The organism is Rhizobium sp. RHZ02 (assembly GCF_014851575.1).
GTDB lineage: Bacteria > Pseudomonadota > Alphaproteobacteria > Rhizobiales > Rhizobiaceae > Rhizobium > Rhizobium altiplani.
The window spans coordinates 1-12,887 of sequence record NZ_JACUZX010000040.1 but is presented as its reverse complement, the minus strand read 5'-3'; the positions used below and the strand labels follow the sequence as shown (position 1 = coordinate 12,887).

General features: G+C 59.9%; 12 protein-coding genes and 1 pseudogene. 11 read left to right on the top strand and 2 right to left on the bottom strand.

Annotation, left to right across the window (positions count from 1 at the left end):
• Window position 1 precedes the first annotated feature (1 nt).
• Complete coding sequence (locus IB244_RS30200) at window positions 2-1,114, top strand: ABC transporter permease (RefSeq protein ID WP_192306675.1); 1,113 nt, start codon at window positions 2-4, stop codon at window positions 1,112-1,114.
• A gap of 76 nt (window positions 1,115-1,190) precedes the next feature.
• On the opposite strand, the gene IB244_RS30195 is transcribed toward IB244_RS30200, so the two are convergent.
• A complete protein-coding gene (locus IB244_RS30195) occupies window positions 1,191-2,114 on the bottom strand; it encodes a LysR family transcriptional regulator (protein ID WP_192242082.1) in 924 nt (307 codons plus the stop codon).
• A gap of 160 nt (window positions 2,115-2,274) precedes the next feature.
• On the opposite strand from IB244_RS30195, the gene lysA reads away from it, so the two are divergent.
• The 10 genes from lysA (at window position 2,275) to IB244_RS30145 (ending at window position 12,363) form a co-directional block, all read left to right on the top strand.
• Complete coding sequence (lysA, locus tag IB244_RS30190) at window positions 2,275-3,666, top strand: diaminopimelate decarboxylase (RefSeq protein ID WP_192306673.1); 1,392 nt, start codon at window positions 2,275-2,277, stop codon at window positions 3,664-3,666.
• 79 nt (window positions 3,667-3,745) lie between these two features.
• Window positions 3,746-5,332 (top strand): ABC transporter substrate-binding protein, encoded by a 1,587-nt coding sequence (locus tag IB244_RS30185; protein ID WP_192306671.1) that lies wholly within the window; start codon window positions 3,746-3,748, stop codon window positions 5,330-5,332.
• 121 nt (window positions 5,333-5,453) lie between these two features.
• On the top strand, window positions 5,454-6,392 hold the full coding sequence (locus tag IB244_RS30180; protein ID WP_018860236.1) for an ABC transporter permease: 939 nt from the start codon (window positions 5,454-5,456) through the stop codon (window positions 6,390-6,392).
• Window positions 6,389-7,279, top strand: coding sequence for an ABC transporter permease (locus tag IB244_RS30175; RefSeq protein WP_192306669.1), 891 nt, complete (start codon window positions 6,389-6,391; stop codon window positions 7,277-7,279). Before IB244_RS30180 ends, IB244_RS30175 begins: the two co-directional genes overlap by 4 nt.
• A gap of 11 nt (window positions 7,280-7,290) precedes the next feature.
• Window positions 7,291-8,289, top strand: a complete 999-nt coding sequence (locus tag IB244_RS30170) for an ABC transporter ATP-binding protein (RefSeq protein ID WP_192242078.1) — start codon at window positions 7,291-7,293, stop codon at window positions 8,287-8,289.
• Window positions 8,286-9,260, top strand: coding sequence for an ABC transporter ATP-binding protein (locus IB244_RS30165; protein ID WP_192306667.1), 975 nt, complete (start codon window positions 8,286-8,288; stop codon window positions 9,258-9,260). The genes IB244_RS30170 and IB244_RS30165 overlap by 4 nt, the downstream gene beginning before the upstream one ends.
• Before the next feature lie 26 nt (window positions 9,261-9,286).
• A complete protein-coding gene (locus tag IB244_RS30160; RefSeq protein WP_192242076.1) occupies window positions 9,287-9,805 on the top strand; it encodes a L,D-transpeptidase in 519 nt (172 codons plus the stop codon).
• Window positions 9,806-9,910: 105 nt separating this feature from the next.
• Entirely contained in the window at window positions 9,911-11,470 is a 1,560-nt protein-coding gene (locus IB244_RS30155) for a D-aminopeptidase (protein ID WP_192306665.1), read from the top strand.
• Between the two features lie 256 nt (window positions 11,471-11,726).
• Window positions 11,727-11,951 (top strand): DUF2798 domain-containing protein, encoded by a 225-nt coding sequence (locus tag IB244_RS30150; protein ID WP_025662487.1) that lies wholly within the window; start codon window positions 11,727-11,729, stop codon window positions 11,949-11,951.
• 133 nt (window positions 11,952-12,084) lie between these two features.
• On the top strand, window positions 12,085-12,363 hold the full coding sequence (locus IB244_RS30145) for an HU family DNA-binding protein (protein ID WP_025662486.1): 279 nt from the start codon (window positions 12,085-12,087) through the stop codon (window positions 12,361-12,363).
• 72 nt (window positions 12,364-12,435) lie between these two features.
• On the opposite strand, the pseudogene IB244_RS30140 reads toward IB244_RS30145, so the two are convergent.
• A pseudogene (locus tag IB244_RS30140) lies at window positions 12,436-12,735 on the bottom strand (zincin-like metallopeptidase domain-containing protein); the annotation flags it as partial.
• Window positions 12,736-12,887: the final 152 nt, after the last annotated feature.

Sequence of the window (12,887 nt, the reverse complement as noted above, 5' to 3'; positions counted from 1 at the left end):
TATGGGTTGGTCCAACATCGTCCAGCTTGGCATCAAGGAACTGAGAGGGCTTGCACGCGACCCAATGCTGATGTTGCTGATCGTGTATGCCTTCAGCCTGCAAATATACACAGGCTCCAGCGCGCTTCCCGAAACACTCAACAACGCCGCGATCGCCATCGTCGATGAAGACCAGTCGCCACTCTCGGGGCGCATTACCACCGCTTTCACCCCACCATATTTCGTGCCGCCAAAGCTGATCTCGATTGCAGAGATGGACCAGCGGATGGATGCAGGGGTGGACACGTTTGCCCTTAACATTCCACCAAATTTCCAGCGTGACGTACTTGCCGGTCGGCAACCAACGATCCAGCTCAACGTCGATGCAACCCGAATGAGTCAGGCTTTCACCGGCAGCGGCTACATTCAGAGCATTGTCACGAGCGAGGTCAATGAATTCATGGATCGCTACCGCGGCGCCAACAATGTCTCGGTGGACCTGACGCTGCGGAACCGCTTCAATCCGTCGCTGAACAAGTCCTGGTTCGGATCGATCAACAACATCATTACGTCGATCACGATGTTGTCGATCATCCTGACGGGGGCTGCCCTTATTCGGGAGCGGGAACATGGCACCATCGAACACTTGTTGGTCATGCCCGTCACGCCGATCGAAATCATGGTAAGCAAGATCTGGTCAATGGGGCTGGTCGTCCTCCTGGCGACGAGCTTTTCCCTCTTTGTCGTCGTCAAGGGGCTCCTGGGGGTTCCGATCGAGGGGTCGCTGACGATCTTCCTTCTCGGCACGGCATTGTTTCTCTTCGCCACGACATCGATGGGGATTTTCCTGGCGACAATTGCCGGATCGATGCCGCAGTTCGGCTTGCTCCTGATCCTCGTGCTGCTGCCGCTTCAAGTACTGTCAGGCGCCATGACGCCGCGCGAGAGCATGCCTGATATTATCCAGAATATCATGCTGCTGGCACCGAACACGCACTTTGTCATTCTGGCGCAGGCGGTCCTGTTCCGAGGAGCACAGCTCGACGTGGTCTGGCCACAGCTTCTGGCGCTTCTTGTCATCGCGAGTGCGTTTTTCTGGCTGGCGCTGCGCCGTTTCAGACGCTTCCTGCGTTAGGTCATGGCGCGACCTACGGTGTGCGTGTGCCTTGCAGCCAAGAAGCTGGGCGTTCAAGCCCGCGGCGTGGTCTGCCTTACTTTCTATCGAGCGCGGAGTGCAAAGTTGCCCGCATCTCGTTGGCAGCCTCGGTCAGGACCGAAAGGAACCTTTCAATGACCGTCGATCGCGTCCTTCGAACCGGGCGCCATACGGCAAGCGTGTACGGGACGCTGACGCTTAGCCTACGCAGTACCACCCCCTTGTCGACATGGGTTGCAGCAGTCAGCGGATTGATGATTGACACACCGACACCGGCGGCAACCATCGAACATACGCTGGTGGCCGTCGTCGTCTCGACAGCATAACTGCGCGAAATGCCTGCAGCCAGGAACATGTCGTCAAGTTTTCTTCGATAGGGATCGTCCTGCGAAAAATAGACAAACGGTACGCCGTCGAAATCTGCGGGTTCGAGGAGGCTCTTTTGCGAAAGCCTGTGACCGATCGGCACGACGCATACTTGATCGCCAACGTCGATCCGCTGAGAGGCTACGCCAGGATATTCGAACCGGCCTTCGGTCACCCCCATGTCGAAGACCGTCGTTGCCATTTCATGTTGCAGCGAAACCTCCTCCAACGAATGCAGGGAGAGATGAACCGCCGGGCGATGCTTCAGAAGTTTTTGCGCCACGCGCGGGATGATGGAATCCGCATATGCCGGGATCGTGGCGATCCTTAGGTTGGAAGCGTTGTGCATGCGGATCGCCGACGCAGCACGGCTGATTTCTTCCATGCCGAGGAAGGACCGGCGAACGACTTCATGTAACAAAAGTGCCTGGTTCGTGGGTGTCAAACGCTTGCCGAAGCGCACGAAAAGGTCGAAGCCGATTCGCTGCTCCATTTCTCTGAGCTCTCGGCTGATGGTCGGCTGTGACGTTCCCAGTGCCGCGGCCGCCGCGGTCACGCTTTTGCTGATCATGATGCTGTTGAAGACCTCAATCTGGCGTTGGTTGAGCCTCATCGGTCTGAGCCTTTCGCTTCGGTGCCTTTCCCCTCCTGACGAGAGCGCAGGTGAAGCCTCTCATATATCAGAAATGAATAAGAGCGCCCTATCAATTATTTCCCTCAGGATTCAGGGTCTGAAACTATCGCTGCCGGAACCCAAACATGCGTGACGGGCGATGAAAAAATACGTCGAAGAAGAGACCTTTCAGGATGACGACCGGCGCTGGCTCGCCTATCGAGCAGGCGCTCTTCATATCGAGGATGTGCGGCTGGGCGCGGTTGCCGCCGCCGTTCCAACGCCTTTTTACTGCTACTCCGCCGGCGCCATCCGATCGGCGTACAGGACGCTTTCGCGAGCCCTCACCCCCATCGACGTCGCGATCTGCTACGCCGTCAAAGCCAATAGCAACATCGCCGTCCTTCGCCTGCTTGCAGAACTCGGATGCGGGATGGACATCGTTTCCGGAGGAGAGCTGGAGCGTGCACTGGCAGCGGACGTACCTGCGTCAAGGATCATCTTCTCCGGCGTCGGAAAGACCCGCGCGGAGATCGCCCGCGCAATTGAGGTCGGCATTCACCAGATCAATGTCGAGTCGGCGGCCGAAATCAGCGTGGTCGCCGAGGTCGCCCGTGCACTCGGCAAGCGCGCACCGGTCGCATTGCGTGTCAATCCCGACGTCGATGCCAAGACGCACGCAAAAATCACTACCGCGACGAAGGACAGCAAGTTTGGAATCGCGATCGGCCAGGTGGCCGACCTCTACGCGCAGGTTGCTGCGGTACCGGATTTGGAAGCGGTTGGCGTCGCCGTCCACATCGGATCGCAAATACATGACATGGAGCCGTTCCGGCGCGCCTTTTCGGCAATGGCCGAGCTGGTAACGGAGATGCGCGGCAGGGGATTGTCCGTGCCGCGCCTCGACCTCGGCGGCGGCATTGGGATTGCCTCCGGCGATAAGCCAGGCCCAGACATTGGGCGCTATGCCGCGATCATCGCCGAGACAGTTGGCCATCTCGGCTGCAAACTTGCCGTCGAGCCGGGCCGCTGGCTCGTCGGGCCGGCGGGGTTGCTGGTGAGCGAGTTGCTTTACCTCAAGGACATGCAGGACGGATGCATGGGCATTCTCGACGCGGGAATGAACGACCTTATGCGCACGGCGCTCTACGACGCCCACCACCCCGTTCTTCCCCTTCAGGAACCGCAACTCAACGATGCAGCGTGCACCTATAGTCTCGTCGGGCCGATTTGCGAAAGCTCCGACAAATTTGGACGCTACGATGGGCTCGGTGAGCTGCGGGCCGGTGAGCTGCTGGCTTTCGATCTCGCCGGCGCCTATGGCGCGTCGATGGCATCGACCTACAACTCACGCGATCTTCTTGCCGAGGTACTTGTGGACGGCGATCGGTTCAAGACAATCCGCCGCAGGCAGGGCATTCAAGAAATGCTACAACTCGAGCATGGGGGAGCCTGGGAGCGTCCTGCGCCGGGCGGAAGAGTGATGGCCGAACCTGTTTTGCACGGGGGCACAAGAGGCACCGGGAGGGAAATGGCAGACGCTGAACAATAATTGGACCGGGAACCGGACAACACGGGGAAGCGACAAGCGCTGCCCCGGATGGGGAAACAAGAAAAAGAGGGAATTTCAAATGCTGAACAAAGCCAAGTTTATGATGGCGACGGGCCTCATTACGCTTGCGATGGCTTCGACCAGTCTTGCGGCCGACCATGTCTTGAAGATCGCCTATCAGGAGGATCCGAAGACCGTCGACGTCCAGATGACGCAGGATTTCTACACACTGCCGCTCAACGTTTACGACCGGCTCGTCGAGGCCGAAACGAGCGGGCCGGGCCAGTCGCAGCTCACCCCCGGGCTTGCCGAGAGCTGGGAAGTTTCGCAGGACGGCAAGACCTACATATTCCACCTGCGCAAAGGCGTTCTGTTTCACAACGGCGAGGAGCTGACTGCGGATGACGTCGTCTACACCTTCGACCGCATGCTCGACCCCAAGACCAAGGCGCTGAGCACCGACATTCTCAATTTCGTCGATGGTGCCACCGAGCGCCTGGATGGATCCGCCACCACGGTCCCCGGTCTGCAGGCGGTGGACAAATACACTGTCAAGATCGTCCTGAAGGAGCCTTATGCGGCCTTCATCGCCCTTTTGGCGAGCCCCGGTGCGTCGATCTACAATCGCAAATTCACCGAACCGCTCGGCGACAAGTACGGCCTTACGCCGGAAACGACCAACGGAACCGGGCCGTTCAAACTGACGGAATACACCCTCAACGACAGTCAGGTCCTTGAGGCCAACGACAAGTATTTCAAGGGTCGCCCGAAGCTCGACCAGATCGTCATCCGCGTGGTCGCCGATGCCGAAACACTGCGACTTCTCTTCGAATCGGGCGAACTGGATGTGTTCGATATCGACTACGCATCGTCGCAGCTGCCCTATTTCGCCGGCAGTGACCAATGGAAGGACCAGATTCGATCCGGTCCACGCGTCGGCATCTATTACTACCACATCAATCAGGCGCTGAAGCCCTTCGACGACGTGCGCGTCCGCAAGGCGTTCCAGATGGCCATCAACCGCCAGGAAATTCTCGACAAGAATTTCTATGGCAAGGGCAAGCTGGAAAACGGCGTCATGCCGCGTGGACTGACCTGCTATGCCGAGGCCAAGCCGATCGAGTACAACCCGCAGAAGGCCAAGGCGCTGCTGGCAGAGGCTGGCTACCCCAACGGCGTAGACATCAAGCTGACCCAGGCCAGCAATTGGTCCTCGCGTTGGTCCGATATGAACCAGATTATCCAGGCCCAGATCAAGGAAGCTGGCTTCAACGCCGAGATCAACACGATGGACGAATCCGCATATTTTGCGGCCCGCAAGGCGGGGACCGTCGACAACTACACGCAAAACTGGTCGGCGGACTTTAATGATCCGGACAATTTCTTCTACACGTTCTTCAGCAAGAGCGGCACGTCGGTTCGCGGTTACAACAACAACGACGAGCAGGTCTTTACGGCGCTCGACAAGGCGCGCTCGATGACCAACCCTGAGGAACGCTGCGCGCTGTACCAGAAGATGACGGATCGGATCGTGCAGGACGATGCAGCCTGGGTGCCGCTATTCAGCCTCGACCACAACTATGTCGTTCAGCCCCGGGTGAAGAACTTCGTGGTGCCGTGGAACGGCTGGAGCGACATGAGCTACTACAAGATGGAAGTCGAATAGGACTTAACCGGCGTGGCGGGCCTCGAAAGGGGCCCGCCATCCTCTTGTTTCCCTGCGGTTTCGCAGGATCCATTTGCCGGCGATCCTTGTTCCGGCGAGATTCGATGAAAGACCACTTTCGATGCTGACCTTCGTGATAAAGCGCATCGCGATGTCGATCCCAGTTCTGATCGGCATCACGGCGCTGCTCTTCATCATGCTCAACGTGATACCCGGTGATCCCATAGCACTTCTGATGAAGGAGCATGCCAGCGCCGACGTCATCAACCGCGTGCGCGCCCAGATGCACCTCGACGATCCGTTGATCACGCGATACTTCAGGTTCCTCTTCGCCGCCCTTCAAGGCGATCTCGGCGTGTCGATCAAGCTCAATCGCGACGTGACGACGCTCATCCTCAATGCATTCCCGAGCACGCTCATCTTGACGATCTGTGCGGCACTCGTGTCCTGGGTGATCGGCATTCCGGTGGGCGTGCTGTCGGCGGTCAGGCGGGATTCGCTGCTCGACCACCTGTTCATGGGCTTCTCGCTTCTTGGGGTTTCGATGCCGATCTTCTGGTCGGCCCTATTGATGCAATATGTCTTCGCTCTGAAGCTGAAATGGCTGCCTGTGTCCGGTTTTTACGGATACCAGTATGTGATCATGCCAGCGATCGTGCTCGGATGGAGTTCGGCTGGCGTCATCGCCCGCCTCACCCGCTCCAGCCTGCTTGAGGTAATGCGCCACGATTATATCCGCACGGCTCGCGCCAAGGGCCTTCGCGAATTGATGGTGATCCGCCGGCATGCGCTGAAGAACGCGCTTATCCCCGTCGTGACCATCATGGCGATCCAGGTCGCGGGGCTGCTGTCGGGCGCAGTCATCACCGAAGCGATCTTCGGCATCCCCGGCGTAGGCCGCATTTCGGTCAGCGCCATCCAGGCGCGCGACATGCCGCTTCTGCAGGGCTCGGTGCTATTCGCCACCGTCCTCGTCATCTTCGGCAATCTCGTTGCCGATATCCTCTATTCGGTTCTCGACCCCCGCATTCGCTCCGAAATGAAGGGAGGTTCGAAATGACTGAGGTCGCCGAAACAATCCCGGACGTTGCGGATGATGCGGGTAACGACAGTTTCCTGCGCGACGGCATCAGGATCTTTTGCAGGAACCGAATGGCGATGGCCGGTCTGATCATGGTCGGGTGTCTTGTCTTCGTGGCGCTGTTCGTTTCCTTCATCAGTCCGCATGATCCCTACCGCGTGGCGCTGAACGAGCAGTTCCGCCCGCCGTCCACCACCTATTGGCTCGGTACGGACAACTTCGGCCGGGATCTCCTGACCCGCATTCTTTATGGCGCCCGGATATCTCTGGTCGTCGGTATCGTGCCGAGCTTCATCTCCCTGATGATTGGAGCAGTCCTTGGTGTTGTCAGCGGCTACTACGGCGGTCGGGTCGACTTCATAATCATGCGGCTGGCCGATATGATGATCGCCTTCCCGTCGCTCCTGCTGGCGATGGTGGTGATGTACACGCTCGGGGCGAACCTCTTTAACATCTTCATCGCGCTCAGCCTCGTTGGCTGGGCCGGAGTGGCCCGCGTGGTTCGCGCTCAGACACTCGCCGTCAAGGAGAAGGAGTTCATCGAGGCGGCGCGCGCGAACGGCACGAAGAAGGTGGCGATCATGGTCGGCCACATCTTCCCCAACGTCGTTCCGACACTGATTGTTCTCTTTTCGCTCAGCATTCCCGACGCGATCATGTGGGAATCGAGCCTCAGCTTCCTCGGCGTCGGGGTCCAGCCTCCCGAAGCCAGCTGGGGTCTCCTGGTGGCCAAGGGCAAGGAATACCTCTTCTCCGCCCCCCTGGTTGCGATCATGCCCGGCGTTGCGATCCTGATCACGGTGCTGGCGTTCAATTTTGTCGGCGACGGACTGCGTGACGCGCTCGATCCCTACATGAAGGACTGAGGGGCGCGAGGATGACAAACCGAGACATATTGCTCAGCGTGCGCAACCTGCGCACGGAATTCAAGACGCAGAACGGCCCCGTCCGGGTAGTTGACGGTGTGTCGTTCGACGTCGGGCGCGGCCGGATCGTCGGTCTGGTCGGGGAATCCGGCTCCGGCAAGAGCATCACGGCGCTGTCGCTGATGGGATTGGTGCCTTCGCCGCCCGGAACGGTGAGTGCCGATAGCATCATCCTTGACGGGACCGATCTGGCGCGGCTGAACAGCGACGAGATGCGGCGCAAGCGCGGTCGGGAGGTTTCGATGGTATTTCAGGAGCCAATGACCTCGCTTAATCCGGTGAAGACCATGGTTCAGCAGGTTGGCGAGCCGCTTGCCATTCACACCGGCCTCAACAAGCGCGCCATCCGGGAAAAGGTGCTGCAGATGTTCGAGACGGTGGGCATTCCAGAGCCAAAGGCACGCCTCGACGTTTATCCGCATCAACTTTCGGGGGGGTTGCGCCAGAGGGCGATGATCGCCATGGGGCTGATCTGCGAACCGAAGCTCCTGATCGCCGACGAACCGACGACGGCGCTCGACGTAACCACGCAGGCGCAGATTCTCAGGCTGATGATGGCACTGCGCGAGCGCGCCGGCACTGCAATCATCATGATCACCCACGATCTCGGCATCATCGCCGAGATGTGCGACGAGGTGAACGTGATGTATGCCGGCCAGATCGTCGAACAGGCCAATGTCTTCGACCTCTTCGACCGGCCGTCGCATCCCTATACACGCGGCCTGCTCGCTTCGATCCCGAAAGCGACGGAAAAACGCACGGCGGAACGCCTGAACAGCATTCCAGGTGTGGTGCCGAATCTTGCGAAACTTCCAGCGGGCTGTCGTTTCCACCCCCGCTGCGGCGATGCGATGCCAATCTGCAAGCTGAAGCAGCCTGAACTGACGGATCTCGGCAATGGCCACAAGGCGCGCTGCTGGTTGCATGACAAAGAGGGAGCAAAGGCGTGAGCGACGTTCTGATTTCCACCGCAGGGCTAAGCAAGCACTACCCTGTCGGCACGGGCTTCTTCCGCTCTCAGCATAAGGTGATCCGCGCCGTGGACGGCATCGATCTCGAGATCCGCGAAAGGGAAACCTTCGCGCTTGTGGGGGAGTCGGGCTGCGGCAAGACGACGCTCGGTCGCGTGATGCTTCGGCTGATCGAGCGCACGGAAGGGACCGTGCACTATCGCGGTCAGGATTTGCACGCGCTCGACGAGGCCGCAATGCGGGCCATGCGCAAGAAGCTGCAGATCGTCTTTCAGGACCCATTCGCCTCCCTCAATCCGCGCAAGCGCGTCAAGGATATTTTGGCCGAGCCTTTGCGCGCACACGCATATGGTACCGGAGCCGAAATCGAAGAGCGCTGCGGCGAGCTGCTCGATATGGTCGGGCTGCGCCGACAGCTCCTGCGCCGCTATCCCCACCAGTTCAGCGGCGGGCAGCGGCAGCGCATAGGCATTGCAAGGGCGCTTGCCAACAATCCCGAATTTGTTGTCTGCGACGAGGCCGTTTCGGCACTCGATGTCTCGATCCAGGCGCAGGTCTTGAACCTCTTGCGCGATCTCCAGGAGCAACTGAAGCTAACCTATCTCTTCATCACTCACGATCTGAGCGTGGTACGCCAGTTTGCCGATCGGGTCGGGGTGATGTTCCTCGGGCGGATGGTGGAAGTGGGGACGACAGAGGAAATTTTCGCAAAGCCGCGCCATCCCTATACGATGTTCCTGATGTCGGCGGTTCCGCGTCCCGATCCGCATCAGCGAAACCGCGAGCGGCCGCTGCTCACCGGCGACATTCCGAGCCCGATGAACCTGCCGTCCGGATGCCGCTTCCATACGCGCTGTCCCTTTGCGCAGGCGATCTGCCGGAACGAAGAGCCTGCGCTGTCGGACCGCGGCGGCCACACGGTCGCATGCCATTTTCCACTGGACCAGTGATTTCACGTCAAGAAAGGTGTTCGAATTTGGATCTGATCGTATCGCGCAACGGCGACGGCTGGCAGGCCGCCTATGGAGATAAGCGCTGGCGCTGTGCCATTGGCCGCAGCGGCATGCGTCCCGCCAACGAAAAGGTCGAAGGTGACGGTGCGAGCCCGATCGGGCGCTGGCCGATCCGCCAGCTATTCTACCGCGCCGACCGGATCGGCAAGCCGGTATCGCCTTTTCCCTGCCGCGCCATCGACCGCCTCGACGGCTGGTGCGACGACCCCGTGCACCCGGACTACAACCGCCAGGTCAAGCTACCCTTCGCCGCGAGCCACGAGGAGATGTGGATGGAGGACGACGTCTATGACATCGTCGTCGTCCTGGGGCATAACGACGACCCACCGGTGGCGGGTGCAGGCAGTGCCGTTTTTCTGCACATCGCCCGGCCAAACTACTCTCCGACGGCGGGCTGCGCGGCGCTCTCGCGTGAGGATCTGCTTTCCTTCCTTGCCGCCGCTGAGCCCTCCACGCATCTGCGTTTTTCCGAGGCGAGCTGACATCTGATGGCGGTTTAGCCTTCATCGACCCATCCTGAAAAGACGCGCCCGTTTCGGGCGCTCTATCCCCCCTTCCATAGATCGCGACAATTGAAGGCACGCGTCATGACCAGCATCGACACCACCGCGCTAGAGCGGATGCTCAACTTCCTGCCGGGCCGCTACAAGGGACCCGGCGGCGTTGCAGGGGTGGTGAAGGATGGAAAGGTGATCGCCCGGCGCGCCTGGGGGTTCGCCGACATGTACCGGAAGGTACAGATGACGGCCGAGACGCGCATGCCGATCTGCTCGCTCTCCAAACAGTTCACCTGCGCGCTGCTGCTCGATCAGTTTGGCGATCCCGCAGTGCTGGACCACAGGGTCAGCGCATATCTTCCGCGCTATCGCGACAGGCTGCCAAGCGTTGCGGAACTCTGCCACAACCAGTCGGGCTTGCGCGACTACTGGGCGCTGACGGTTCTGCAGGGTGCCAAGCCGGAGGCGGAGTTTACGCGCGAGCACGCACTCCCGCTGCTTGCGCGATCGAAGACCGGCCACTTCCCAGCAGGCGAGCTCTACTCCTACAACAACGGCAATTTCCGCATCCTCGGCGAGATGATCGAGGACGGCACGGGCCGCTCCTTCGGCGAGCTTTTGCGGGAGAGGATTTTCGCACCCGCCGGCATGAAGACGGCAAAGCTCGCGCCAGACACCCGCTACCCCCCCGACGGGGTGGTCGGCTATGAGGGCAGCGACGACGTCGGCTTTCTTCCGGCGGAAAACGGCGTCTACTGGTTTGGCGACGCCGGCATTGTTGCCTCGCTCGACGACCTGCTGGCCTGGGAATGCCATATCGACGAGACGCGTGACGAGCCTGACAGCCTCTATAACCGCATATCGGGTCCGGTGACCTACCGAAACGGGACGCCGGCAAGCTACGGCTTTGGGCTGCGCCGCGATACCTGGCGCGGCGCCAGGATCACTGGCCACGGCGGCGGCCTGCGCGGTTTCAGCTCGTTTCGGCTTCACGCAGCAGAGGAGCGGATTTCGGTGGTGGTGATGTTCAACCACGATGCAAGCTCGTTTACAGCTGCCACCGCAATTCTCGACGCTGCGCTCGGGCGCGAAGCTTCGAACGAAACCGTTCGCCCCGAAGGCTGGGACGGGTTGTGGTTCGACGATGACCAGGGTCTCATCCTTAGAACCGTTCAAGACACCACTGGCATCAAGCTCCACTACGCCCCCTCCGCGGCGCGGCTTACCGTCTCGGACGGTGTCGCCCGCGGCCACGCGCTCGCCCTGAAGAAACAAGGTGAGATGCTCGTCATGTGTCGTGAGAGTGAAAACCTTGAGGTGACGGCTCGTCCTCTGACCCCTGTCGAATGGGCCGACGGCGTAGGCATCGCCGGACGCTACTGGTCGGAAGAACTCGAAGCTCACCTCGATATCGAAGCGCGCGGCGGTGCCGCTTATGCCAGCTTCGAAGGCATGTTCGGAACCGGCCCGGTGGAGCGCATGTATGCTCTCGCCGTGGATGTCTGGGTCATCACCACCAGACGGTCGATGGACGCCGCTCCACCCGGCGACTGGACGGTCCAGGTCCACCGTGACGCCGATGGTACCGTATCGGGCCTCACCGTCGGCTGTTGGCTCGCCAGAAAGATTGCATACCTGCCCTGTGGATGAGGTCCGATCGACGTGCTGCTGGAGCAACTCTTCACTGGGTACTTCACCATGCAGCGGAGAAAGGCGGTCCAGCTCTTCAATCAGACTATTGACACCCGAGGCATCTGAGGTCAGGAACGAGCGTCGAAAAGTTTCAGGCCGGTGTGGTTATTCCGGTCCCCGTTCTCGGGAAAGTCGCTGATGCGAACCCACGGCACCGACCTTCAATCAAGGTGGTGCTGGTGTCAGCGCTCCACCTTATCAAGTGGAGATTTCCATGCACGACACGAAAACAATTATTTTCGCTCAACTATTTATATCAGGAATGATGGCATTCCTCATGACCGGCTTCTTCGGCTTTATCCACGCGACCTCAATTCTGGCGTGGGTTGCTGAATGGGCCAAGGCTTTCGTTGTCGCATGGCCGGTCGCTTTTATCCTGTCACTCGCGGTGGGACGACTGGGGTTTAAGCTTGCCGTGATGTGCCGACGGCACATCTGAGCTTACCGCGACAAGTGGTCATCGCTCGCGAATTTTGATCAGAATCTGTGGAAATCAATAGTTTAGCTGCGGTGCGTCGATGACAACGCGTGAAGGGGATGGCAGGGATTCTCAATTGACGAAAGGGGAAACAATGACAACCACCAACGAAATCGCTGACAAGATCGCCGCCGAACATGGCCTGACCAAGGTTCAGGGCAAGGCAATCGTTGAAGCCGTGATCGCCTCCATCACCAGCGCAGCGGTCGCCGGCAACGAAACGTCCCTGCCCGGCTTTGGCAAGTTCAAGGTGAAGACGACGCCTGAGCGCGAGGCACGCAATCCATCCACCGGTGCAACCGTCAAGGTGGCCGCTGCCAGAAAGCTGAGCTTCCAGCCGGCAAAGGCGCTGAAGGATGCACTGAACAAGTAAATGGGAAGGACCCCGCTCGGATTGGGCGGGGTCCTATTTTCCATGCGGCATCGTCAGGCGTGAAAGGGCGGCTCACGCCGCCCCCTCGTCTGCGAACCGTGGTTGCAGATGGTGCAGGTAATCGACGGCACGCTGCGCCTGTGAGGCGGCCGTGAAGATCGCGCGCCTGTCACCGCTAAGCAGGGTCAGCCAGCTATCGATATAGCTTGCATGATCGGGACGCGGTTCAAGTTCCGGAACGATTCCAAGATCGGCGCACAGGAATGCGCTGCCCAGTTCGGCAATCAGTTCTTCCCGGGCGCGCTCACTGCGATCCGTCCCATAGCGGCTGAGATCGCGATCGAGCCGTCCCTTTGCCGATGTCCAATGCGTCTTATGCCGATATCGGCATAAGACCCATTATGCCGTGGGCCGGATTATGCCGCATGACCGAGTTTAGCCGTTGTCGAGCCTCGTTTCGGCCATGCGGTAGTTCGGCATAATCGGAGCAGTTAGTCATCAAGCAGCTTCAATGCCCAATATGA